Source organism: Pseudomonas vancouverensis (genome assembly GCF_004348895.1).
Taxonomy (GTDB): Bacteria; Pseudomonadota; Gammaproteobacteria; order Pseudomonadales; family Pseudomonadaceae; genus Aquipseudomonas; species Aquipseudomonas vancouverensis.
In genome coordinates this window covers 261,400-285,152 of sequence record NZ_RRZK01000009.1, presented here as the reverse complement: position 1 = coordinate 285,152, position 23,753 = coordinate 261,400, and the positions used below count along the sequence as shown (strand labels likewise).

Here is a 23,753-nt window from a genome sequence, read left to right as displayed (position 1 = left end):
GTTATCAAAGTTTGGTCAGGGACAGGCCGGCCCAGGTGGCGAGCAGCCCGCCGAATACGCTGAGTGCCGCATAGCCCAGGGCCAGCGGCACCTGCCCGCTTTCCAGCAGGCGCACCGTATCCAGTGAAAAGGATGAAAAAGTCGTCAGCCCCCCGAGGAAGCCGACCATCAACCCGGCGCGCACCTCGATGGGCACCTCCGGGCGTATCAAAAACAGGCCGTATAGAACGCCGATCAGCAAACAGCCCACGATATTAACGGCCAGCGTCGCGGTATAGAAGTGCCGCGGCCAATTAGCGTTGATCCAGTTGCCGGTAGCAAAGCGCAGCAAGGTGCCGGCCATCCCGCCGACTGAGACAGCAACTATCAGTGGAAGCACTATTTTCTCCGCTGCCGAGGGCTTAATCGATCGAGTTTTGCCAGGTGATTGAGCTTTTCGCCGATTTTCAGCTCCAGGCCACGGGGCACGGGCTGATAGAACGGGATCGGTTGCAGTTCTTCCGGGAAATAATCTTCCCCGGCGGCGTAGGCATCGGGTTCATCGTGGGCATAGCGGTATTCGTCGCCATATCCCAATTGCTTCATCAGCTTGGTCGGTGCATTACGCAAATGCAGGGGCACCTCCAACGAGCCGTGTTCGGCGGCGGCGCGCAACGCCGTTTTGAAGCCCATGTACACGGCGTTGCTCTTCGGCGCGCAAGCCAGATAGGTGATGGCTTGCGCAACCGCCAGTTCGCCTTCCGGGCTGCCCAGGCGCTCTTGCACTTCCCACGCTGCCAGGCACAGGCTCAGGGCACGCGGGTCGGCATTGCCGATGTCTTCGCTGGCCATGCGCACGACACGTCGGGCCAGGTACAACGGATCGCAGCCGCCGTCGATCATCCGCGCAAACCAGTACAGCGCGCCGTCCGGGTTGGAACCACGCACGGACTTGTGCAGCGCAGAAATCTGGTCGTAAAAGGCTTCGCCGCCCTTGTCGAATCGCCGACGGGTATCGCCGAGCAGGCTTTGCAGGAGGTCAATGCCCATCTCGCTGTTGTCTTCGGCAAGGTCCGAAGCGTTTTCCAGCAGATTGAGCAAGCGCCGGCCATCGCCATCGGCTGCAGAGAGCAGCATCTGGAAACCTTCATCGCTCAACGTCAGATTGCGCTTGCCCAGCCCACGCTCCTCAGTGAGTGCGCGATGCACCAGTTTGCGCAGGGCCGCCTCATCGAGGCTTTTCAGCACGTAGACCCGGGCCCGGGAGAGCAAGGCGTTGTTGAGTTCGAACGACGGGTTTTCGGTGGTCGCGCCGATGAAAATCAGCGTGCCGTCTTCGACGTAGGGCAGGAAGGCGTCCTGTTGCGACTTGTTGAAGCGATGCACTTCGTCGACGAACAGGATGGTGCGCTTGCCGTACTGCCCGGCCTGCTGCTTGGCGATTTCCACCGCCTGGCGGATCTCCTTGACGCCAGCCAGTACCGCCGACACCGTTTCGAAGTGCGCATCCGAGACTTCCGCGAGCAAACGCGCGAGGGTGGTCTTGCCCACACCCGGCGGCCCCCAGAAAATCATCGAATGCAGCGCACCCTGCTCCAGCGCTTCGCGCAAGGGCTTGCCGCGAGCGAGCACGTGCTCCTGACCGACGTACTCGTCCAGGTTGGTTGCGCGCAAGCGTGCAGCCAGAGGTTGGGCGATGGGGGCGCTGCGAAACAGATCCATGACGTAGTGTTAAACCTCTGATGTCGATCCTGTAGGAGCTCGCTCCTACAGGGTTTCTGCGTTTTATTCTTGGATGACGTCCGCACCTTTAGGGATGTCGAACTTGAACTTGGACGCAGGGATCGGTTCGTTGGCCTTCACACCGGTGAACAGGATATTGGTGCGCTGACCGACGCTGTCGATCAACTGCATGTCGTTCACCAGGCCGTTGCGGAACGACAGGCGCAGGCTGTCAAACAGGGTGTCCTTGGTCTTCGGCTTCAAGGTGAAATCAATCACGCCGCCGGCCTCTTTCGCGCTGATGTCGAAGCTCTGGCTGATCTTGGATACGTCACCCGACAACAACAATGCCGGGGTCTGGGTCAGGCGCTGATCGAGATTCTTGATAGTCGCCTGTTCCAGGTCCGGGTCCCACAGGGTGACTTTCTTGCCGTCGGAGACCATGGTCTGTTCGGCCGGCGCATCGGTGTGCCAGTAGAACAGGCCGGGGCGTTGCAGCGACATGTCGCCGGCGGTTTCCTGCAACTGGGTGCCGGTACCATCAAGGGTCAGTTGGGAGAAACGCGCCGACAAGGTCTGGGATTTTTCCAGCAGTTGGGTCAGGCGTGCCACATCCTTGTCATCGGCGTGGGCCGAGAGCGTGGTCAAAGCCAGTACCGGCAGCAACAGCATGCGGATCAAACGCATGGGAGTCCTCATAACATTCGTGGGAATTCGACAGGTGCCTCAAGGCACCTGCCGTTCAATATCAGGTCAGTCGCGCACCGGGCCCGGGGCCAGGACTTCACGCGAACCGTTGGTGTTCATGGACGTCACGACCCCGGCCATTTCCATGGCTTCGATCATGCGGGCGGCGCGGTTATAGCCAATTTTCAGCTTGCGCTGAACTGCGGAAATGGACGCACGGCGGCTTTCCAGCACGAACTGCACCGCCTCGTCGTACAGCGCGTCGGCTTCCGGATCATCGCCGTCACCGCCACCACTGCTGCCTTCGAAACCGCTGCCAGCTTCTTCGACGCCATTGAGGATGTCGTCGTTGTATTCCGGCGCGCCACGCAGTTTCCAGGCTTCCACCACGCGGTGAACTTCATCGTCGGAAACAAACGCGCCATGCACGCGAATCGGCAGGCTGGTGCCCGGCGGCATGTAGAGCATGTCACCGTGACCCAGCAACTGCTCGGCACCGCCCTGGTCGATGATGGTCCGCGAGTCGATCTTGCTCGACACCTGGAACGCCATGCGGGTCGGGATGTTGGCCTTGATCAGACCGGTGATCACGTCCACCGAAGGTCGCTGGGTCGCCAGGATCAGGTGAATACCGGCGGCACGGGCTTTCTGCGCAATCCGCGCAATCAGCTCTTCGACCTTCTTGCCGACGATCATCATCATGTCGGCAAATTCGTCCACCACCACAACGATGGTCGGCAGCTTGCTCAGCAGCGGTGCCTCGTCATGAATGCTTTCGCGCTTGTACAGCGGATCGCTCAATGGCTCGCCGGCGTCTTGTGCTTCCTTGACCTTGGCGTTGAAGCCCGACAGGTTGCGCACGCCCATCTTCGCCATCAATTTGTAGCGGCGCTCCATCTCGGCAACGCTCCAGCGCAGGGCGTTGGCGGCGTCCTTCATGTCGGTAACCACCGGGCACAGCAGGTGCGGAATGCCTTCGTAGATCGACAGCTCGAGCATTTTCGGGTCGATCATGATCAGCTTGGCGTCTTCCGGGCCGGACTTGAACAGGATCGACAGGATCATCGCGTTCACACCCACCGACTTACCGGAACCGGTGGTACCGGCCACCAGCAGGTGCGGCATCTTCGCCAGGTCGGTGATGACCGGTTTGCCACCGATGTCATGCCCCAATGCCAGTGTGACCGGCGATTTGAAGTTATCGTACTCGGGGGTCGACAGTACCTCGGAGAAGCGCACGATCTGCCGGTCTTCGTTGGGAATCTCGATACCGACCGTAGTCTTGCCCGGGATCACCTCGACCACACGGACGCTGGTGACGGCCAGGGAACGCGCCAGGTCTTTGGCCAGGTTGGCAATGCGGCTGACTTTTACACCCGCCGCAGGCTGGATTTCGTAACGAGTAATCACCGGGCCTGGGTGAATCGAGTCCACCGTGACTTCGACGCCGAATTCCTTGAGCTTGATTTCCAGCAGGTGGCCGACGGCCGCCAGGGATTCCGGCGAGTAATTGAGTTGTTTCTTCTCTGCGGGATCGAGGATCGAGATCGGCGGCAATGTGCCTTCAACCGCGCTGTCGACAAATAAAGGCGCCTGCTTCTCTTTTTCCACACGTTTGCTTGGAGCCGCTGGCTTGACCGGAGCCGGGGCAATCACCGGCGGCACCTGTTTCTCCCGCTCGGACATGTGTTTGCTCAACGCCTGCTCGCGCTCGATCAGGCGCTCCTTGACCTTGGCCTGCTCACGCTTATCGGTGACTGTCGGCGCGACCACCTCATCTACGCGGTCGTCGACTTCGCGCAACTGGGCAACCAGTTGTTTGCGCTCGGTCCGTGCCGACCACCAGCGATTGGCGGCGCCCTGGAAGAGTTCGAACAGATCGAGGGTGATCTTACCGGTGACGTCCATGACCTTGAACCAAGACAGGTCGGTGAATACGGTCAGGCCGAACAGGAACAAGGCGATGAACAGCAGCGTGCTGCCCTGGATGTTCAGGGCGTTCTTGGCCAAATCGCCCAGGCTTTCGCCCAGCGCCCCGCCCGCGCCGGCCGGGAGACCGGTCGCGGCATGAAAATGAATATGCGCCAGCGCCGCGCCAGACAACACCAGGAACACCAGGCCGATCAGGCGCCAGGAGAACAGCCAGCCGCTCCACTGCCAGGGTTCGTGACGCTGACGGAAGATCTGGTAAGCCTTGATCGCCAGCAGCAACGGGAAGATATAGGCGAAGTATCCCAGGACCATGAACAGGATATCGGCGCTGTAGGAGCCTGCCGGCCCGCCGAAATTCTGCACGTCGTCGATCTTGCTGTTGTGGCTCCAGCCCGGATCGTCCTTGCCATAGGTCAGCAAGGCCATCATCAGGAACAGGCACAACGCACCGATGGCGATCAACGCACCTTCCTTGAGCCGGTAGTGCAGTTGTTGGCGCCAGAGTGGAACGACGGCTGGTTTAGGTGCTGCGGTGGATTTCTTCAAAACGCTTCTTTTCCTGCGCCAAGGGCGCGTCCATCTGATGAATGTGTATAGAACTGCCAAAAAAACTGCCAAAACAGGCAGGTAAAAAAAAAGTTAACGCACGTAACCGGGACTACTTTTAACACTGCCATCCGGCTTTTATAAACACGGCGCACACTGAATATATGTAACACGCCGGGCATTGTACGGGTTTGTCCGTACGACGCCATGTTTCAAACCCTCGGGTGTAGCATAGTCAACAGCACATGGCATGCTGCTCAATTTGAGCATGCATTCTCTTTTGTGACAAAGGCTTATGAGGTGTTTTTATGAGCGAAGCGAAGCATTCCCGTCTGATTATCCTGGGTTCCGGCCCTGCCGGTTACAGCGCAGCCGTTTATGCCGCCCGCGCCAACCTCAAACCCGTTGTCATTACCGGCATACAGGCAGGTGGCCAGCTCACCACCACAGTCGAAGTCGACAACTGGCCCGGCGATGTCGAAGGTCTCACCGGCCCGGTCTTGATGGAGCGCATGCAAAAACACGCCGAGCGCTTTGCCACCGAGATTGTTTACGACCATATCCATACTGCCAAGTTGCAACAGCGCCCGTTCGAATTGATCGGCGATGGTGCAACTTATACCTGCGACGCCTTGATTATTGCGACCGGTGCTTCGGCGCAATATCTGGGCCTGCCCTCGGAGGAAGCCTTTGCCGGCAAGGGAGTTTCCGCCTGCGCGACCTGCGATGGCTTCTTTTATCGCAATCAGGTGGTCGCCGTGGTGGGCGGTGGTAATACAGCCGTCGAAGAAGCGTTGTACCTGGCCAATATTGCCAAAGAAGTGCACCTGATCCATCGTCGCGACAAATTGCGCGCGGAAAAAATCCTGCAGGACAAACTCTTCGAAAAGGCGGCGAACGGTAATGTTCGCCTGCACTGGAATGAAAATCTGGATGAAGTCCTGGGCGATGCCAGCGGCGTGACCGGCGCCCGGTTGCGCAACAGTCAAACCGGCGAAACCAGAGAACTGCCGCTGACCGGCGTATTTATCGCGATCGGCCACAAACCCAATACCGACCTGTTCACCGGTCAACTGGAAATGCGCGACGGCTATCTGCTGGTCAAGGGTGGCCGGGATGGCAACGCAACGGCCACCGAGATTGCAGGCGTATTCGCCGCAGGCGACGTGGCTGATCACGTCTACCGCCAAGCGGTCACCTCAGCCGGGGCGGGTTGCATGGCGGCACTGGACGCCGAAAAATACCTCGACGACATTCCCGCCGTTTGAAGGCAAACTTCAGGGCGGGTCATTACCCGCCCTACCCTCCTCTTCTGCAAGCCCGGACGCCATGCTGACTTGGTTACAACGCAACACCCTGACCTTTCCGCCACTGGAAAAGGCCATGCGCGAACCCAACGGGTTGCTGGCTGCCGGCGGTGACTTGTCCGCTGACCGCCTGGTCAGTGCCTACCGCCATGGCTGCTTCCCGTGGTTTTCCGAAGGCCAGCCAATCCTCTGGTGGTCGCCCGATCCGCGCACCGTGTTATTTCCCGACGAACTGCACGTCTCGCGCAGCCTGAATAAATTGCTTCGCCAGCAACGCTATCAGGTCTCCTTCGACGAGGATTTCGCTGCCGTCATCCGCGCCTGCGCCGCACCTCGGGAATACGCCGACGGCACCTGGATAACCGAAGCGATGCAAGATGCCTATATCGAATTGCACCGACGTGGTCATGCGCACTCAGTGGAAGTGTGGGACGGCGACGAACTGGTCGGCGGCTTGTATGGCCTGGCGATGGGTCGGTTGTTTTTCGGTGAGTCGATGTTCAGCCGCGCCGACAACGCCTCGAAATTCGGCTTTGCCACGCTGGTGCGTCATCTGAAAGACTCGGGCTTCGTGTTGATTGATTGCCAGATGCCAACCGATCATCTGCACAGCCTGGGCGCACGAGCGATACCTCGTCGCGAGTTTGCGAACTATCTGGCCAGACACCTGGATGAATCTAACTCTGCCACTTGGGTTTGCTGAGCGACTTTTGCGCGCGTGGCTTACAATTAATCGAAAGCATTATCCCGAGGGCTGATCATGACCGAGTTGGCGCGTTTGAAGTTCTATGCCACTCAGCCGCACTCTTGCAGTTATCTGCCCGAGGAACAGGCCACGACCCTGTTTCTGGACCCTAGCCAGCCCATGGATGTGCATGTCTATGCAGATCTGTCCGAGATGGGTTTTCGTCGCAGTGGCGACCATCTCTACCGGCCGCATTGCCAGAATTGCAATGCCTGCGTACCTGCCCGCATCCCTGTGGCCCAGTTCATGCCCAATCGGCAACAGAAGCGCATCTTCAAGCGCAATGCCGATTTGCAGGTACGCCCTGCCAAACCCGGCTTCAACGAAGAATACTTCGATCTTTATCAACGCTACATCGAACAGCGCCATGCCGATGGCGACATGTACCCCCCGAGCCGTGACCAGTTCTCGACCTTTCTGGTGCGCGACCTGCCGTTTTCCCGCTTCTACGAATTCCGCCTCGACGGACGGCTGCTCGCCATCGCCGTGACCGACCTGCTGCCCAATGGCCTGTCGGCGGTTTATACCTTCTACGAACCCACCGAAGAACGCCGCAGCCTGGGGCGTTTCGCGATCCTTTGGCAAATCAGCGAAGCCAGGCGCCTGGGCCTGGAGGCGGTTTACCTGGGCTACTGGATCAAAAACTGCAAAAAGATGAATTACAAGACTCAATATCGCCCCATTGAACTGCTGATAAACCAGCGCTGGGTCGTTCTGAATTAGAGCAAACCCTAAACCCCTTGGCTTAAACCCCATTTTTCGGGCACAATGCACGCCGCTTTTGCCTGGCGCAGTTGCACCGGGCCATTCATTGGACACCGAGGGCTTTACTGCATGTCGAAAGAAGACAGCTTCGAAATGGAAGGCACTGTCGTCGACACCCTGCCCAACACCATGTTTCGTGTGGAGTTGGAAAATGGGCACGTCGTAACCGCGCACATCTCCGGCAAGATGCGCAAGAACTACATCCGTATTCTTACCGGCGACAAAGTGCGCGTCGAGCTGACTCCCTATGACTTGAGCAAAGGGCGCATTACCTACCGCGCTCGTTAATCAGGTCAATACAAGACGCCCGGCATATGCCGGGCGTTTTTGTTTGTCTGCGGTTTGTTGGTTTCGTTGGTTTGGAGTGAATATCCGTTTCTGCGGTAACGGATATACACTCAATCCAAAAAGCAAAAAAGGCGCCCGAAGGCGCCTTTCGCTTTCAACAGCCGTCAGGCCATCTCCGCCGTAGTCTCAAACTCAAAGGTCAGCTCGCCATCCTTGATGTCGATGTGCACCACACCACCATGCTCAGCCAGCTCACCAAAGAGAATCTCCTCCGCCAGCGGACGCTTGATCTTGTCCTGGATCAAGCGAGCCATCGGACGAGCACCCATTGCCACATCGTAACCACCTTCGGCCAGCCAGCTGCGAGCCGCATCGGTGACTTCCAGCAACACGCGCTTGTCTTCCAGTTGCGCCTGAAGTTCGGTAAGGAACTTGTCCACCACGCTCTTGATAACCTCATGACTGAGGCGACCAAACTGGATGATGGTGTCCAGACGGTTGCGGAACTCCGGCGTGAAGCTCTTCTTGATCACTTCCATTGCATCGGAAGAGTGATCCTGGAAGGTGAAACCGATCGAAGCACGCGCCGCCGTTTCGGCACCGGCGTTGGTCGTCATGATGACGATCACGTTACGGAAATCCGCCTTGCGCCCGTTGTTGTCGGTCAGGGTGCCGTGGTCCATCACCTGCAACAGCAGGTTGAAGACTTCCGGATGCGCCTTCTCGATTTCATCGAGCAACAGCACGCAGTGTGGCTGCTTGGTGATGGCTTCGGTCAGCAGACCGCCCTGGTCGAACCCGACATAACCTGGAGGCGCACCGATCAGACGCGATACGGTGTGGCGTTCCATGTATTCGGACATGTCGAAACGAATCAGCTCGACGCCCAGCGCCTTGGCCAACTGCCGTGCCGCTTCGGTTTTACCGACACCGGTCGGTCCTGCGAACAGGAACGAACCGACAGGCTTGTCAGGGGATTTCAGGCCGGCACGGGACAGCTTGATCGCGGTCGCCAGGGAGTCGATTGCCGCATCCTGACCGAATACCGTGAGTTTGAGGTCACGCTCCAGGTTACGCAGCAGCTCCTTGTCGGAACTGGTGACGTGTTTCGGCGGAATTCGCGCGATTTTCGCCACGATGTCCTCGACCTGAGGCACTTCGATGCGTTTTACGCGTTTTTCGGCCGGCTGCAGACGCTGATAGGCGCCCGCCTCGTCGATTACATCGATGGCCTTGTCCGGCATGTGCCGGTCATTGATGTAACGCGAAGCCAGTTCGGCGGCTGCGCGCAACGCTTCATCGCTGTACTCGATGTTGTGATGCTGCTCGAAACGCCCTTTCAGCCCGCGCAGGATACCGACGGTGTCTTCCACCGATGGCTCCGAGACGTCGACCTTCTGGAAGCGTCGAGCCAGGGCACGGTCCTTCTCGAAGATGCCGCGAAATTCCTGGAACGTGGTCGAACCGATGCAACGGATATCGCCCGAAGACAGTAGTGGCTTGAGCAGGTTCGAGGCATCCATCACGCCGCCGGACGCAGCACCCGCACCGATGATGGTGTGAATCTCGTCGATGAACAGGATCGCTTGCGGACGTTTTTTCAGCTCATTGAGCAACGCCTTGAAGCGCTTCTCGAAATCACCGCGGTATTTGGTACCCGCCAGCAAGGCGCCCAGATCAAGGGAGTAGACCACGCTGTTGGCCAGCAGGTCCGGTACCTGATTGTCGACGATACGCTTGGCCAGGCCTTCGGCAATCGCGGTTTTACCCACGCCCGCCTCGCCGACCAGCAACGGATTGTTCTTGCGACGACGCGCCAGAATCTGCGCGACACGTTCGACTTCCAGCTCACGGCCTACCAATGGATCAATTCGACCCTGACGCGCAAGTTCGTTGAGATTACTGGCATAAGCATCCAGAGGATTGCCTGAAGAGGAAGACTCACCGCCCTCATCGTCCTGCATATCTTGCTCACCTTCAGAGTGATCGCCTTGCCCGGGCACCTTGGAGATGCCATGGGCGATATAGTTGACGACATCAATGCGGGCAACGCTCTGCTGTTTCAGCAGGAACACTGCCTGACTCTCTTGCTCACTGAAGATCGCGACCAGCACGTTGGCGCCGGTCACCTCACGTTTGCCCGAGCTCTGTACGTGGAACACAGCACGTTGCAGGACACGCTGAAAGCCCAGGGTCGGCTGGGTTTCGCGATCTTCGTCGTGGACGGGGATCAGTGGCGTGGTGGAGTCGATGAACTCCTGCAGGTCGTGCTTGAGTTTGTCGAGGTTTGCACCGCACGCACGCAAAACGGTGGCGGCAGCCTCATTGTCCAATAGGGCCAGCAGGAGATGCTCTACGGTCATGAACTCATGACGCTTCGAACGGGCTTCCTTGAAGGCAAGATTGAGGGTGACTTCGAGCTCGCGGTTTAACATAGCTTCACCTCATACCCAAGTGGTCGGCGTTAACCGTCCTTCTCGATTTCACAGAGTAGCGGATGCTGGCTTTCCCTGGCGTACTGGTTGACCTGCATGGCCTTCGTCTCGGCGATGTCGCGGGTAAACACTCCACATACTGCCCGCCCTTCTGTATGGACGGCCAGCATGACCTTGGTCGCCAGCTCGCGATTCAGGTTAAAAAACACCTCGAGCACTTCGACGACGAAATCCATCGGTGTGTAGTCATCGTTGAACAAAACCACCTTGTACATCGGCGGCGCCTGCAATGCAGGCTTTGCTTCCTGAACAGCAACGCCTGCGGAATCGTCGTCGTGTAAATCAGGGCGATCCTGATTGAATGTTAGTCGAATCTGGCTGATTGCATGCATGGAAAGAAAGGTTCGTCAGTTGTTCAAATTCATTGGTGGGGGCGGCTGCCAGCGTTTTCAAGCACAACTGCTAGGTCAGCTTGACTATCGGCAAAACGGTGTTACAACCAATAGAGCCCACAGTGGGTAAAAAAGGTCCGCGGAGTCAATCTTATTTACAGGTTCGACTGCGGATGTACTGGATGATACTCCAGTGATGGAGTCTGTTGCAGAGGGAGTTGGGTATGGCAGTCGGCAAGGTGAAGTGGTTCAACAATGCCAAGGGTTACGGATTCATCAACGAAGACGGCAAGACTGAAGATTTGTTTGCCCACTACTCGGCCATTCAAATGGAAGGTTATAAAACCTTGAAAGCCGGTCAGACCGTCGCTTTCGACATTATCCAGGGGCCTAAAGGGCTGCACGCCGTCAACATCGGCAACCCTGTCGATAAATCGAAAGATGCGACACAGATCGCACCGGAAACTGCCAAGGCCTGAAACCGCAGCCTCATCCAGTCATAAAAAAACCGTCTGACTCAGGAGCCAGACGGTTTTTTGTTTGCCTGCGCTTTATTACATGTGCGAGATCAACGCATCACCGAAACCGGAAGAAGACACCAGCTTCGCACCTTCCATAAGACGCTCGAAGTCATAGGTCACGGTCCGGGCCTTGATTGCGCCATTGGTACCCTTGATGATCAAGTCTGCCGCCTCGGTCCAGCCCAGATGGCGAAGCATCATTTCCGCCGACAGGATCACCGAACCCGGGTTGACCTGGTCCTTGCCTGCGTATTTCGGCGCAGTGCCGTGGGTGGCTTCGAACATGGCCACGGTGTCAGACAGGTTGGCACCTGGCGCGATACCGATACCGCCCACTTCCGCCGCCAGGGCGTCGGAGAGGTAGTCACCGTTGAGGTTCAGGGTGGCGATCACGTCGTATTCAGCCGGACGCAGCAGGATCTGCTGGAGCATGGCGTCGGCGATGGCATCCTTGACGATGACTTCTCGGCCGGTTTTCGGGTTCTTGAACTTCATCCACGGGCCGCCATCGAGCAACTCGGCGCCGAACTCCTCCTTCGCCACCTCATAGCCCCAGTCCTTGAAGGCACCTTCGGTGAATTTCATGATGTTGCCCTTGTGCACGATGGTCAGCGACTTGCGGTCGTTATCCACTACATATTGCAGGGCTTTGCGCACCAGGCGCTTGGTGCCTTCCTTGGAAACCGGCTTGATACCGATGCCGCAATCCTGGTCGAAACGGATCTTGGTGACACCCATTTCTTCCTTGAGGAACTTGATGACCTTGGTGGCCTCAGGGGAGCCAGCCTTCCATTCGATACCGGCATAAATGTCTTCGGAGTTTTCGCGGAAGATCACCATGTCGACGTCGCCTGGCTTTTTCACCGGGCTGGGCACGCCTTCGAACCACACCACCGGACGCAGGCACACATACAGGTCAAGCTGCTGGCGCAGGGCCACGTTCAGCGAGCGAATGCCGCCACCGACCGGCGTGGTCAGCGGGCCCTTGATGGAGACGACGTAATCTTTCACGGCGTCCAGGGTTTCCTGGGGCAGCCAGGTGTCCTGGTCGTAGACCTGAGTCGCTTTTTCGCCAGCATAGACTTCCATCCAGGAAATCTTGCGCTTGCCCCCGTAGGCTTTCGCTACGGCAGCATCAACCACTTTGATCATCACAGGACTGACATCGACACCAATACCGTCACCTTCAATGAAGGGGATGATCGGGTTATCAGGGACATTGAGAGAATGGTCTGCATTGACGGTGATTTTTTCGCCGACGGCTGGAACCTGAATCTTCTTGTAACCCATGCTGAACTCCATTGATTGGATTGAACATCTGGCTTGGTTCGAGCGTAACCCAGTTGAATCGGCGCGCAAACCCTATGTTCCACCCATCTGCTGCCGAGCCCTGCAACTCGCCACCTACAAGCCTGAAAGCAAAGGGAAAAGTGCCAAACTCAAGCACGACGAACGAGCTTGCGCCCCGCTCGCCCCTGCGACCTTTAGACCAATGGACGAGAATGGATACGCATGAACCATCGGCAGATTGCCAGCTACCTATGTATAATGCCGCCGCTGACTAAAGGGTCACGTCAGGTTGAACAGCTCTACGATGAGTGTTTCCGCCCGTTAAGCCAGTCTGTTACCGCAGCCCGGCTACTTGACACCCTACTGATGCACCCAACATCACAGCAACGAAACCTCGATATTCGGCTCATGGATGACTTTGAACGAACGCGCTTACCCGGCGCCCTCGAGTTTCTGCGCACGCTTTAGCAAAGAAGAGAGAGTTAATCCGAATATGCCCACCCGCTCGAAGATCATCTATACCTTCACCGACGAAGCCCCAGCCCTCGCCACCTATTCATTGTTGCCTATCGTAGAGGCCTTCACCGCCTCCGCTGATATCGCCGTGGAAACCCGCGATATCTCTCTTGCAGGGCGCATCCTGGCCAGCTTCCCCGAGCAACTGGGTGACAAAGCCGTAGCCGACCACCTCGCCGAACTGGGCGCCCTGGCCGTTACGCCTGAAGCCAACATCATCAAGCTGCCGAACATCAGCGCCTCGGTTCCGCAACTGCAAGCCGCGATCAAAGAGCTGCAAGCCCAGGGCTACGCACTGCCGGACTACCCGGAAACCGTGACCTGCGACGCCGACAAAGAAGCCAAGGCGCGCTACGACAAGGTCAAGGGCAGCGCCGTGAACCCGGTCCTGCGCGAAGGCAACTCCGACCGTCGTGCACCACTGTCGGTCAAGAACTACGCGCGCAAGCACCCGCACAAAATGGGCGCCTGGGCCAAGGACTCCAAGTCCCACGTAGCCCACATGAGCACCGGCGATTTCTACGGCAGCGAGAAAGCTGCCCTGATCGACGCCGCTGACGCCGTGAAAATCGAACTGATCGCAAAAGACGGCACCGCCACCGTCCTCAAGGAAAAAACCAGCGTACAAGCCGGTGAGATCCTCGATTGCGCCGTGATGAGCAAAAACGCCCTGCGCGCCTTCATCGCCGCCGAAATCGAAAGCGCCAAGGCGCAAGGCGTGCTGCTGTCGGTTCACCTCAAGGCGACCATGATGAAGGTCTCCGACCCGATCATGTTCGGCCAGATCGTTGCCGAATTCTATAAAGACGCCCTGGCCAAGCACGCTGACGTGCTGGCGCAGATCGGCTTCAACCTGAACAACGGCATCGGCGATCTGTACGCTCGCATCAAGGCCCTGCCGGCCGAGCAACAGGCTGCCATCGAAGCTGACATCCAGGCGGTCTACGCCGTTCGTCCGTCGCTGGCGATGGTCAACTCCGACAAAGGCATCACCAACCTGCACGTGCCGAGCGACGTCATCGTCGACGCCTCGATGCCAGCGATGATCCGTGATTCCGGCAAGATGTGGGGCACCGACGGTCAGCTGCACGACACCAAGGCGGTGATCCCGGATCGCTGCTACGCGACCATCTACCAGGCCGTGATCGAAGATTGCAAAGCCAATGGCGCTTTCGATCCGACCACCATGGGCAGCGTGCCAAACGTCGGCCTGATGGCGAAGAAAGCCGAAGAGTACGGCTCCCACGACAAGACCTTCCAGATCAAGGCTGACGGCGTGGTTCGCGTCACCGACAGCAAGGGCAACCTGCTGATGGAACAGGCTGTTGAAGCCGGCGACATCTTCCGCATGTGCCAGACCAAAGACGCGCCGATCCAGGACTGGGTCAAACTGGCCGTCAACCGTGCTCGCGCCAGCAGCACTCCGGCCATCTTCTGGCTGGACCCAATGCGCGCCCACGACGGCGTAGTGATCGAGAAAGTTCAGGCTTACCTGAAGGATCACGACACTGCCGGTCTGGACATCCAGATCATGGCGCCGGTCGATGCCATGAAGTACACCCTGCAGCGCACTCGCGAAGGCAAGGACACCATTTCGGTGACCGGCAACGTACTGCGCGACTACCTGACCGACCTGTTCCCGATCATGGAGCTGGGCACCAGCGCCAAGATGCTGTCGATCGTCCCGCTGATGAACGGCGGTGGCCTGTTCGAAACCGGCGCCGGCGGTTCGGCACCGAAGCACGTGCAACAACTGCTGGAAGAGAACTTCCTGCGTTGGGATTCGCTGGGTGAATTCCTGGCACTGGCGGCGTCCCTGGAACACCTGGGCGTGACCTACAACAACGCCAAGGCACTGGTACTGGCCAAGACCCTCGACCAGGCAACCGGCCTGTTCCTGGACAACAACAAGTCGCCATCGCGCAAAGTCGGCAACATCGACAACCGCGGCAGCCACTTCTACCTGGCGCTGTACTGGGCCCAGGCCCTGGCCGCCCAGACCGAAGACGCTGCACTGCAAGCGCAGTTCGCGACCCTGGCCAAAACCCTGACCGAGAACGAGGCAACCATCGTTGCCGAGCTCAACGCCGTTCAGGGCAAGCCAGTGGACATCGGCGGTTACTACCACGCCGACGCCGAGCTGATCAGCAAGGCCATGCGCCCGAGCGCAACCTTCAACGCGGCGGTTGCTGCGCTGGTGTAAGGTTGTAAGGGAACATCACAAACCCCGGCCCTGCGCCGGGGTTTGTGCTTTCCGGGCCTCACACAATGCTGAATAAACACTCAGCGCCTGTGGGAGCGGCTAGCTCCCACAGGTGATCGGTTTAAACAGTAGAATGCCGTCACACCCGAATCCGAGGAAACCCCATGGACTGGAAACCCCACATCACCGTCGCCACCATCGTCGAAGACAACGGCCGCTTCCTGATGGTCGAAGAACTCAAGCACGGTCGCGTTGTACTCAACCAGCCGGCCGGTCACCTGGACCCGAATGAAACCCTGACCGAAGCCGCCGTGCGCGAAACCCTCGAAGAGACCGGCTGGGACGTCGAAGCGACCGGCGTACTGGGCATTTATCTCTACACCGCGCCGAGCAACGGCGTGACTTACCAAAGGGTCTGCTTCATCGCCAAGGCCTTGAAACACAACCCCGAATACCAACTGGACGATGGCATCGTCGGCGCCAAGTGGCTGACCCGTGAGGAATTAATGACCCAACGGGATAACTGGCGCAGCGAGTTGATCATCCGCTGCATCGACGATTATCTGGCCGGCTTGCGCTTCGGCCTCGAATTGATCCGTCCTTCTCTTTAGCCTTGCAGGCCCGAGCCTGTTAGAATCGCGTCCTTTTTCAAGACACTCATTGAATCCCTATGCGTGATCCAGCCCCTTCTGACACACAAAAGAAGCGCGTCATTGTCGGCATGTCCGGCGGCGTGGACTCCTCCGTTTCCGCTCTCCTGCTGATCGAGCAGGGCTATGAAGTGGAAGGCCTGTTCATGAAGAACTGGGAAGAAGACGACGGAACCGAATACTGCACCGCCATGGACGACCTGGCGGATGCGCAAGCCGTGTGCGACAAGATTGGCATAAAGCTGCACACCGCCAACTTCGCCGCCGAGTACTGGGACAACGTGTTCGAGCATTTCCTGGCCGAATACAAGGCCGGACGCACGCCGAACCCGGACATCCTGTGCAACCGCGAGATCAAGTTCAAGGCGTTCCTCGACTACGCCATGATGCTCGGTGCCGACCTGATCGCCACCGGCCACTACGTGCGTCGCCGCGACATCGACGGCCGCACCGAACTGCTCAAGGGCCTGGACCCGAACAAGGACCAGAGCTACTTCCTGCACGCCGTCGGCGGTGAGCAGATCGCCAAGACCCTGTTCCCGGTCGGCGAGCTGGAAAAACCCCAGGTGCGCGCGATTGCCGAAAAGTACGAACTGGCCACGGCAAAGAAAAAGGACTCCACCGGGATCTGCTTTATCGGCGAACGCCGCTTCAGCGACTTCCTCAAGCAGTACCTGCCTGCGCAACCGGGCGAGATCAAGACCACCGAAGGCGAAATCATCGGCCGCCATCACGGCTTGATGTATCACACCATCGGCCAGCGCCAGGGCCTTGGCATCGGCGGCCTGAAAGACGCCAGCGACGAGCCGTGGTACGTGCTGATCAAGGATCTGGAGCACAACGAACTGATCGTCGGCCAGGGCAACGACCATCCGTGGCTGTTCTCCCGCGCCCTGCTCGCCTCGGACATCTACTGGGTCAACCCGATCGACCTGAGCCAGCCACGCAAGCTGACCGCCAAGGTTCGTTATCGTCAGGGCGATCAACCCTGCACCCTGGAAAAAACCGCCACCGGCTACCGCGCCACCTTCGATGACCCGCAACGCGCGGTCACCCCAGGCCAGTCCGTGGTGTTCTACGACGGTGAAGTCTGCCTTGGCGGCGGCGTCATCGAAGTGGCAGAGCCGTGGACGAGCAAAGGTCAGGCCCTATGAGCCCGACCCAGGAGCAACTGACAGCACTGGGCGGCGTGTTTCTCGCCGCGGTGCTGGTGGACAGGATTGCCAAAACCGGCCAGACCAACGAAGCGGGCCTGACCTGCATGCTCGGCAGCCTGCTGATTCGCGACCCCAAGGACACCCTGGAAGTCTACGGCGGCGACGACCTCAACCTGCGTGAAGGTTATCGCGCCCTGATCGGCGCCCTCGAACGCGATCCGAGCGCCCTGCAGCGCGAGCCGTTGCGTTATGCCCTGGCCATGCTCGGCCTCGAGCGCCAGCTGTCCAAGCGCAACGACATGCTCGACATCATTGGCAAGCGCCTGCCGCAGATCCAGTCCCAGGTCGAACACTTCGGCCCGGCCCACGAAAACGTCATTGCCGCCTGTGGCGCGCTGTACCAGGACACCCTCAGCACCCTGCGCCAGCGCATCCAGGTGCACGGCGACATGCGCAACCTGCAGCAACCCAGCAACGCCTCGAAAATCCGCGCCCTGTTGCTGGCCGGCATCCGTTCTGCGCGCCTGTGGCGACAGTTGGGCGGCCATCGCTGGCAGTTGGTGTTCAGCCGGCGCAAATTGCTCAAAGAACTTTACCCATTGATGCGTAACGAATAACTCGCATCGATAGCGCAACACATCGCAATACGCGTAATACGCCGGTCAGTTGGCGACGGACCGGCGGATTTTTTCATGTATGATACGCGCCCCATTTCGTTGCCCGACTGTCCGAGAACACCCCATGCAGCTTTCTTCGCTCACTGCGGTTTCCCCTGTAGACGGCCGCTACGCCGGCAAAACCCAGGCCCTGCGCCCAATTTTCAGCGAGTACGGCCTGATCCGTGCGCGCGTTCTGGTTGAAGTGCGCTGGCTCCAGCGCCTGGCCGCTCACCCTGCCATCAGCGAAGTGCCGGCGTTCTCCGCCGAAGCCAACGCAGTGTTGAACACCCTGGCGGAAAACTTCTCTCTGGAGCACGCCGAGCGCGTCAAAGAGATCGAGCGCACCACCAACCACGACGTCAAAGCCATCGAGTACCTGCTCAAGGAGCAGGCGGCCAAGCTGCCGGAACTGGCCAAGGTCAGCGAATTCATCCACTTTGCCTGCACCAGCGAGGACATCAACAACCTGTCCCACGCCCTGATGCTGCGCGAAGGTCGTGATGACGTGATGCTGCCGCTGATGCGCCAGACCGCCAACGCCATCCGCGAACTGGCCATCCGTTTCGCCGACGTGCCGATGCTGTCGCGCACCCATGGTCAGCCGGCCTCGCCGACCACCCTGGGCAAAGAACTGGCGAACGTGGTTTACCGCCTGGAGCGTCAGATCGCTCAAGTCGCCGCCGTGCCACTGCTGGGCAAGATCAACGGCGCTGTCGGCAACTACAACGCCCACCTCTCGGCCTACCCGGACATCGACTGGGAAGCCAACGCCCGCGCCTTCATCGAAGACGAGCTGGGCCTGGGCTTCAACCCGTACACCACGCAGATCGAACCGCACGACTACATTGCCGAGCTGTTCGACGCGATCGCTCGCTTCAACACCATCCTGATCGACTTTGACCGTGACATCTGGGGCTACATCTCCCTGGGTTACTTCAAACAGCGCACCATTGCCGGCGAAATCGGTTCGTCGACCATGCCGCACAAGGTCAACCCGATCGACTTCGAAAACTCCGAAGGCAACCTGGGCATCGCCAACGCACTGTTCCAGCACCTGGCAAGCAAGCTGCCAATTTCCCGCTGGCAGCGCGACCTGACCGACTCCACCGTGCTGCGCAACCTCGGTGTCGGCTTCGCCCACAGCGTGATCGCCTACGAAGCCAGCCTCAAAGGCATCAGCAAGCTCGAGCTGAACGCTGAAAAGATCGCTGCCGACCTGGACGCCTGCTGGGAAGTCCTGGCTGAGCCGATCCAGACCGTGATGCGCCGCTACAACATCGAAAACCCGTACGAGAAGCTGAAAGAATTGACTCGCGGCAAAGGCATCAGCCCTGAAGCGCTGCAGACTTTCATCGACGGCCTGGACATGCCAGCCGCCGCCAAGGCCGAGCTGAAACTGCTCACCCCGGCCAACTACATCGGCAACGCTGTAGAGCAAGCAAAACGTATCTGATCGACCGTTAGACCCCGATAAGACGCCCGGCCGCGCCGGGCGTTTTTATTCCCGTCTGAAAAGTGCTTTTTTTCAATAGGTTACACATGAATCCTGACACTCCTCTGCAACTTCTGGGCGGCATCACGGCACGCGAGTTCCTGCGCGACTACTGGCAGAAAAAACCACTGCTGATCCGTCAGGCAATTCCTGATTTCGAAAGCCCGATCGACGCCGACGAACTGGCCGGCCTGGCCCTCGAGGAAGAAGTCGAATCGCGCCTGGTGATCGAGCACGGCGAACGCCCTTGGGAACTGCGCCGCGGCCCGTTCGCCGAAGACGAATTCAGCAAGCTGCCAGAGCGTGAATGGACCCTGCTGGTGCAAGCCGTCGACCAGTTCGTACCGGAAGTCAGCGAGTTGCTGGAAAACTTCCGCTTCCTGCCGAGCTGGCGCGTCGACGACGTGATGATCAGCTTCGCAGCGCCGGGCGGCAGCGTCGGTCCACACTTCGACAACTACGACGTATTCCTGCTGCAAGGCCACGGCAAGCGCAACTGGAAAATCGGCCAGATGTGCGACTCCGACAGCCCGCTGCTGCAACACGCGGACCTGCGCATCCTCGCCGAATTCGAGCAGACCGAAGAATGGGTCCTGGAACCGGGCGACATGCTGTACCTGCCGCCACGCCTGGCCCATTGCGGCATCGCGGTCGATGACTGCATGACCTACTCGGTCGGCTTCCGCGCGCCGAGCGCCGCTGAAGTGCTGACCCACTTCACCGACTTCCTCAGCCAGTTCCTGCCGGACGAAGAGCGCTACACCGACGCTGACGCCCAGCCGGCCGCCGATCCGCATCAGATTCAGCACGATGCCCTGGATCGCCTGAAAAGCCTGCTGGCCGAGCACATGAGCGATGAGCGCCTGCTGCTGACCTGGTTCGGCCAGTACATGACCGAGCCGCGCTACCCTGAACTGGTCGTTGGCCCGGAAGATCTTGCCGAAGACGACGTGCTCAACGCGCTGGAAGACGGCGCCGTGCTGATCCGCAACCCGAGCGCACGCCTGGCCTGGTCGGAAGTCGATGATGACCTGCTGCTGTTCGCCAGCGGCCAGAGCCGCTACCTGCCGGGCAAACTGCGCGAGCTGTTGAAGATGATCTGCGCCGCCGACGCCCTGCACACCGACAACCTTGGCCCATGGCTGAGCGATGAAGACGGCCGCGGCCTGCTGTGTGAACTGGTCAAGCAAGGAAGCCTGGGGTTTGCCGATGAATAAGATTCACGTACGTGTCGCAGACTGGCAAAAGGACAACGCCGAGATCCGGCGCATTCGTGAAACGGTATTCGTCGCCGAACAGTGCGTGCCTCCAGAACTGGAGTGGGATGCCGATGACGCCACCGCCGTGCATTTCCTCGCTTTCGAAGGTGACTTTCCGATCGGCACCGCGCGCCTGTTGCCCGATGGTCACATCGGCCGGGTATCGGTACTCAAGGACTGGCGTGGCCTGAAAGTCGGCGATGCACTGATGCAAGCGGTGATCGGCGAAGCCGAGGAGCGCGGGCTGAAGCAGCAAATGCTCAGCGCCCAGGTCCAGGCCACGGCGTTCTATGAGCGCCTGGGTTTCAGCATGGTCAGCGAGGAGTTCCTGGAAGCCGGGATTCCGCATGTCGATATGGTTCGCCATTCGGCTTGAGACGCAGGCGTAGCTATCGCGAGCAAGCTCGCTCCCACAAGGGATCTCCAGTGGACATGGATTTTGTGTCAGATAGAGAACCACTGTGGGAGCGAGCTTGCTCGCGATGACGGCCTCAAGCTCACTCCAAAACGCCCCGACATCCACCGATGCCGGGGCGTTTTGCTGCCCAGGATTCAACTACCATCACCTCAGGCCGACAAACTGGCAATATCAAGCCTCTAGATCGCGGAGATAACGGACATGTCCCTACGCACCCTGCTCGCCACCCTGCTCCTCGGCTGCAGCTTTTCGGCGGTGGCAGCCACGGAAATCGTGCCCCTCAAATACCACACCAGCGCCGATATGCTGCCTGTAGCACAGGACTACATCGGCAAGGATGGCCAGGTCAGCGCCTACGGCAGCCAACTGATCGTCAACGCCGATCAACGCAAGATCGACGAGCTCAAGGCCTTGCTCGCGCAGCTCGACACGGCACCCAAACGCTTGCTGATCACGGTCGACACCAGCGACAGCAATGGCCAAGGCAACCAGGGCTACTCGGTGAACGGCGCCAAACCCAGCCAGACCCGCATCATTGACTACAGCACCGCCAGCCGCGAAGGCGGTGTTCAGCAAGTGCAGGCCAGCGAAGGCACACCGGCGTTGATCCAGGTCGGCCAGAGCGTGCCGATCACCAGCAGCCAGACCGACTCCTACGGCGGCTACAGCAGTCAGACCCAGTATCGCAACGTCACCCAGGGGTTCTACGTCACGGCAAACGTCACCGGCGACATCGTTCACCTGTCGATCAGTACCAACCGTGACCGCATGAGCCAGGAACGTCCCGATGTAGTGAACGTGCAAAGCACCGACACAACGGTCACCGGGCGCCTGGGTGAATGGATCCTGCTGGCCGGGATGAATGGCCAGACGCTAGCCGACAAACAGGGCCAGACCCGCACCTACTCGACCCAGAGCCGCAATGACATGACCTTGCGGGTAAAAGTCGACACCCTGGACTAAAGCACCGAAAACTGACCGGCGAGTCGTATTAGACCAAAGATGTAGTGCTTGAAAAAAAGCACTACAAAACGTTTGACGAGTTAAAAAAGCAAAGGCATGATGGCCTCGCTCCCGCTAATCAGGGGCCCTGGCAAGGGCCTTCGAGGCGATGTTCGCACCTACCCCCGCGAACCGCTTCGTGTCTGTACCGCCCACAAGGTGTGTTTGACGAGGTTGTCGACTGGAACGAAGTTGTCCCGAGGGACGGAAGCGTAATTAGGTAACCCGGCAGCACACTGATGTTCGTACCAAGGCCCACGACGCCCGAATGCGCCCGCAGTTCGCCTTTACCTGCTCACTTCCCCTCGAGCCCATCGTTCATCCCGTCGCCCTCCCCGCCATACCGACTTGACCGCCAAAGCTTCTGGTCAGCGAGCGCAGGAATTTTCCACCGCAGAACAACTTTTCATAAAGACGCGACGAGGTTTATCTCCCATGGCACTGACACGCGAACAGCAAATTGCAGCCCTCGAAAAAGACTGGGCTGAAAACCCGCGCTGGAAAGGCGTGACACGCACTTACTCCGCTGCTGACGTCGTCCGTCTGCGTGGCTCGGTTCAGCCTGAGCACACCTTTGCGAAAATGGGCGCCGAGAAGCTGTGGAACCTGGTTACCCAGGGTGCCAAGCCAGCCTTCCGTCCAGAGAAAGATTTCGTCAACTGCATGGGCGCCCTGACTGGCGGCCAGGCTGTTCAGCAGGTCAAGGCCGGTATCCAGGCCATCTACCTGTCGGGCTGGCAGGTGGCTGCGGACAACAACTCCGCAGAATCCATGTACCCAGACCAGTCGCTGTACCCGGTGGACTCGGTTCCAACCGTGGTCAAGCGCATCAACAACGCCTTCCGTCGTGCTGACCAGATCCAGTGGAAAGCCGGCAAGAACCCGGGCGACGCAGGCTACATCGACTACTTCGCGCCAATCGTCGCTGACGCCGAAGCCGGCTTCGGCGGCGTACTGAACGCCTACGAGCTGATGAAGAGCATGATCGAAGCAGGCGCCGCCGGCGTTCACTTCGAAGACCAACTGGCTTCCGTGAAAAAATGCGGCCACATGGGCGGCAAGGTACTGGTTCCAACCCAGGAAGCCGTACAGAAGCTGACCGCAGCTCGTCTGGCAGCTGACGTTGCCGGTACCCAGACCATCATCCTGGCCCGTACCGACGCCAACGCCGCTGACCTGCTGACTTCGGATTGCGACCCGTACGACCAGCCGTTCGTGACTGGCGAGCGCACCCAGGAAGGTTTCTACAAAGTACGCGCCGGTCTGGACCAGGCAATCGCCCGTGGCCTGGCTTACGCTCCGTACGCCGACCTGATCTGGTGCGAAACTGCCAAGCCGGACCTGGAAGAAGCCCGTCGCTTCGCTGAAGCGATCAAGAAGGAATACCCGGACCAGTTGCTGTCGTACAACTGCTCGCCTTCCTTCAACTGGAAGAAAAACCTGGACGACGCGACCATCGCCAAGTTCCAGCGTGAACTGTCCGCCATGGGTTACAAGCACCAGTTCATCACCCTGGCCGGCATTCACAACATGTGGCACAGCATGTTCAACCTGGCGCACGACTACGCCCGCAACGACATGACTGCCTACGTGAAACTGCAAGAGCAAGAGTTCGCTGACGCCGCCAAAGGCTACACCTTCGTGGCTCACCAGCAGGAAGTGGGCACTGGCTACTTCGACGACATGACCACTGTGATCCAGGGCGGCTCGTCGTCGGTTACCGCTCTGACCGGTTCGACTGAAGAAGAGCAGTTCCACTGATCTGCTTCGCCTGAGTCAACAGCCGCT

The 23,753-nt window shown here is 59.2% G+C and carries 21 protein-coding genes; 14 read left to right on the top strand and 7 right to left on the bottom strand.

The genetic code is table 11. The features are described from left to right. Positions 1-4 precede the first annotated feature (4 nt). The 4 genes from crcB to EIY72_RS10990 all read right to left on the bottom strand — a co-directional run bounded on the left by crcB (position 5) and on the right by EIY72_RS10990 (position 4,866). Complete coding sequence (gene crcB, locus EIY72_RS11005; RefSeq protein WP_008049383.1) at positions 5-379, bottom strand: fluoride efflux transporter CrcB; 375 nt, start codon at positions 377-379, stop codon at positions 5-7. Then, complete coding sequence (locus EIY72_RS11000; protein WP_093223732.1) at positions 379-1,701, bottom strand: replication-associated recombination protein A; 1,323 nt, start codon at positions 1,699-1,701, stop codon at positions 379-381. Before EIY72_RS11000 ends, crcB begins: the two co-directional genes overlap by 1 nt. Before the next feature lie 63 nt (positions 1,702-1,764). Further along, positions 1,765-2,388 (bottom strand): outer membrane lipoprotein periplasmic chaperone LolA, encoded by a 624-nt coding sequence (gene lolA / locus EIY72_RS10995; RefSeq protein WP_093223734.1) that lies wholly within the window; start codon positions 2,386-2,388, stop codon positions 1,765-1,767. A 66-nt stretch (positions 2,389-2,454) separates the two neighbouring features. After that, the gene (locus EIY72_RS10990) at positions 2,455-4,866 is read right to left on the bottom strand and encodes a DNA translocase FtsK (protein WP_093223736.1); all 2,412 of its coding nucleotides are present in this window, start codon (positions 4,864-4,866) and stop codon (positions 2,455-2,457) included. A 308-nt stretch (positions 4,867-5,174) separates the two neighbouring features. On the opposite strand from EIY72_RS10990, the gene trxB reads away from it, so the two are divergent. The 4 genes from trxB (at position 5,175) to infA (ending at position 7,971) form a co-directional block, all read left to right on the top strand. Next, positions 5,175-6,134, top strand: coding sequence for a thioredoxin-disulfide reductase (trxB, locus tag EIY72_RS10985; RefSeq protein WP_093223739.1), 960 nt, complete (start codon positions 5,175-5,177; stop codon positions 6,132-6,134). 61 nt (positions 6,135-6,195) lie between these two features. Further along, the gene (gene aat, locus EIY72_RS10980; RefSeq protein WP_093223742.1) at positions 6,196-6,876 is read left to right on the top strand and encodes a leucyl/phenylalanyl-tRNA--protein transferase; all 681 of its coding nucleotides are present in this window, start codon (positions 6,196-6,198) and stop codon (positions 6,874-6,876) included. A gap of 57 nt (positions 6,877-6,933) precedes the next feature. Continuing rightward, complete coding sequence (locus tag EIY72_RS10975) at positions 6,934-7,641, top strand: arginyltransferase (RefSeq protein ID WP_093223745.1); 708 nt, start codon at positions 6,934-6,936, stop codon at positions 7,639-7,641. A 111-nt stretch (positions 7,642-7,752) separates the two neighbouring features. Further along, positions 7,753-7,971: a translation initiation factor IF-1 gene (gene infA, locus EIY72_RS10970; protein ID WP_002553999.1), complete on the top strand. Its 219-nt coding sequence runs from the start codon at positions 7,753-7,755 to the stop codon at positions 7,969-7,971. Positions 7,972-8,135: 164 nt separating this feature from the next. Here infA and clpA read toward each other — a convergent pair whose 3' ends face one another. Together clpA and clpS are read right to left on the bottom strand one after the other, a co-directional pair. Next, a complete protein-coding gene (gene clpA / locus EIY72_RS10965; protein WP_093223748.1) occupies positions 8,136-10,406 on the bottom strand; it encodes an ATP-dependent Clp protease ATP-binding subunit ClpA in 2,271 nt (756 codons plus the stop codon). Between the two features lie 29 nt (positions 10,407-10,435). Next, positions 10,436-10,798: an ATP-dependent Clp protease adapter ClpS gene (gene clpS, locus EIY72_RS10960; protein WP_093223751.1), complete on the bottom strand. Its 363-nt coding sequence runs from the start codon at positions 10,796-10,798 to the stop codon at positions 10,436-10,438. 224 nt (positions 10,799-11,022) lie between these two features. On the opposite strand from clpS, the gene cspD reads away from it, so the two are divergent. Next, the gene (gene cspD, locus EIY72_RS10955; RefSeq protein WP_093223754.1) at positions 11,023-11,277 is read left to right on the top strand and encodes a cold shock domain-containing protein CspD; all 255 of its coding nucleotides are present in this window, start codon (positions 11,023-11,025) and stop codon (positions 11,275-11,277) included. Positions 11,278-11,352: 75 nt separating this feature from the next. Here cspD and icd read toward each other — a convergent pair whose 3' ends face one another. Next, complete coding sequence (gene icd / locus EIY72_RS10950; protein WP_093223757.1) at positions 11,353-12,609, bottom strand: NADP-dependent isocitrate dehydrogenase; 1,257 nt, start codon at positions 12,607-12,609, stop codon at positions 11,353-11,355. 493 nt (positions 12,610-13,102) lie between these two features. On the opposite strand from icd, the gene EIY72_RS10940 reads away from it, so the two are divergent. The 9 genes from EIY72_RS10940 (at position 13,103) to aceA (ending at position 23,726) form a co-directional block, all read left to right on the top strand. Further along, positions 13,103-15,328, top strand: a complete 2,226-nt coding sequence (locus EIY72_RS10940; protein ID WP_093223766.1) for an NADP-dependent isocitrate dehydrogenase — start codon at positions 13,103-13,105, stop codon at positions 15,326-15,328. Positions 15,329-15,492: 164 nt separating this feature from the next. Next, entirely contained in the window at positions 15,493-15,939 is a 447-nt protein-coding gene (locus EIY72_RS10935) for an NUDIX hydrolase (protein ID WP_093223769.1), read from the top strand. Positions 15,940-15,998: 59 nt separating this feature from the next. Further along, positions 15,999-17,132 (top strand): tRNA 2-thiouridine(34) synthase MnmA, encoded by a 1,134-nt coding sequence (gene mnmA, locus EIY72_RS10930; RefSeq protein WP_093223772.1) that lies wholly within the window; start codon positions 15,999-16,001, stop codon positions 17,130-17,132. Further along, on the top strand, positions 17,129-17,752 hold the full coding sequence (gene hflD, locus EIY72_RS10925) for a high frequency lysogenization protein HflD (RefSeq protein ID WP_093223775.1): 624 nt from the start codon (positions 17,129-17,131) through the stop codon (positions 17,750-17,752). The genes mnmA and hflD overlap by 4 nt, the downstream gene beginning before the upstream one ends. Positions 17,753-17,876: 124 nt before the next feature. Beyond that, on the top strand, positions 17,877-19,247 hold the full coding sequence (gene purB / locus EIY72_RS10920; RefSeq protein ID WP_093223777.1) for an adenylosuccinate lyase: 1,371 nt from the start codon (positions 17,877-17,879) through the stop codon (positions 19,245-19,247). Positions 19,248-19,333: 86 nt separating this feature from the next. Then, complete coding sequence (locus EIY72_RS10915) at positions 19,334-20,503, top strand: ribosomal protein uL16 3-hydroxylase (RefSeq protein ID WP_093223780.1); 1,170 nt, start codon at positions 19,334-19,336, stop codon at positions 20,501-20,503. Continuing rightward, complete coding sequence (locus tag EIY72_RS10910; protein WP_056854616.1) at positions 20,496-20,921, top strand: GNAT family N-acetyltransferase; 426 nt, start codon at positions 20,496-20,498, stop codon at positions 20,919-20,921. The genes EIY72_RS10915 and EIY72_RS10910 overlap by 8 nt, the downstream gene beginning before the upstream one ends. 243 nt (positions 20,922-21,164) lie before the next feature. Further along, positions 21,165-21,926 (top strand): secretin N-terminal domain-containing protein, encoded by a 762-nt coding sequence (locus EIY72_RS10905; RefSeq protein WP_093223783.1) that lies wholly within the window; start codon positions 21,165-21,167, stop codon positions 21,924-21,926. 474 nt (positions 21,927-22,400) lie between these two features. Beyond that, positions 22,401-23,726 carry an isocitrate lyase gene (aceA, locus tag EIY72_RS10900; protein ID WP_093223786.1) on the top strand — a complete coding sequence of 442 codons (1,326 nt, stop codon included), beginning with the start codon at positions 22,401-22,403 and terminating at the stop codon, positions 23,724-23,726. Positions 23,727-23,753: the final 27 nt, after the last annotated feature.

Coding starts and splice junctions, on each gene's coding strand:
- lolA (WP_093223734.1), bottom strand. CDS start 2,388: ATGCGTTTGATCCGCATGCTGTTGCTGCCGGTACTGGCTTTGACCACG.
- trxB (WP_093223739.1), top strand. CDS start 5,175: ATGAGCGAAGCGAAGCATTCCCGTCTGATTATCCTGGGTTCCGGCCCT.
- aat (WP_093223742.1), top strand. CDS start 6,196: ATGCTGACTTGGTTACAACGCAACACCCTGACCTTTCCGCCACTGGAA.
- clpA (WP_093223748.1), bottom strand. CDS start 10,406: ATGTTAAACCGCGAGCTCGAAGTCACCCTCAATCTTGCCTTCAAGGAA.
- cspD (WP_093223754.1), top strand. CDS start 11,023: ATGGCAGTCGGCAAGGTGAAGTGGTTCAACAATGCCAAGGGTTACGGA.
- EIY72_RS10935 (WP_093223769.1), top strand. CDS start 15,493: ATGGACTGGAAACCCCACATCACCGTCGCCACCATCGTCGAAGACAAC.
- icd (WP_093223757.1), bottom strand. CDS start 12,609: ATGGGTTACAAGAAGATTCAGGTTCCAGCCGTCGGCGAAAAAATCACC.
- hflD (WP_093223775.1), top strand. CDS start 17,129: ATGAGCCCGACCCAGGAGCAACTGACAGCACTGGGCGGCGTGTTTCTC.
- EIY72_RS10940 (WP_093223766.1), top strand. CDS start 13,103: ATGCCCACCCGCTCGAAGATCATCTATACCTTCACCGACGAAGCCCCA.
- mnmA (WP_093223772.1), top strand. CDS start 15,999: ATGCGTGATCCAGCCCCTTCTGACACACAAAAGAAGCGCGTCATTGTC.
- EIY72_RS10975 (WP_093223745.1), top strand. CDS start 6,934: ATGACCGAGTTGGCGCGTTTGAAGTTCTATGCCACTCAGCCGCACTCT.
- clpS (WP_093223751.1), bottom strand. CDS start 10,798: ATGCATGCAATCAGCCAGATTCGACTAACATTCAATCAGGATCGCCCT.
- purB (WP_093223777.1), top strand. CDS start 17,877: ATGCAGCTTTCTTCGCTCACTGCGGTTTCCCCTGTAGACGGCCGCTAC.
- infA (WP_002553999.1), top strand. CDS start 7,753: ATGTCGAAAGAAGACAGCTTCGAAATGGAAGGCACTGTCGTCGACACC.
- EIY72_RS10905 (WP_093223783.1), top strand. CDS start 21,165: ATGTCCCTACGCACCCTGCTCGCCACCCTGCTCCTCGGCTGCAGCTTT.
- EIY72_RS11000 (WP_093223732.1), bottom strand. CDS start 1,701: ATGGATCTGTTTCGCAGCGCCCCCATCGCCCAACCTCTGGCTGCACGC.
- EIY72_RS10915 (WP_093223780.1), top strand. CDS start 19,334: ATGAATCCTGACACTCCTCTGCAACTTCTGGGCGGCATCACGGCACGC.
- aceA (WP_093223786.1), top strand. CDS start 22,401: ATGGCACTGACACGCGAACAGCAAATTGCAGCCCTCGAAAAAGACTGG.
- EIY72_RS10910 (WP_056854616.1), top strand. CDS start 20,496: ATGAATAAGATTCACGTACGTGTCGCAGACTGGCAAAAGGACAACGCC.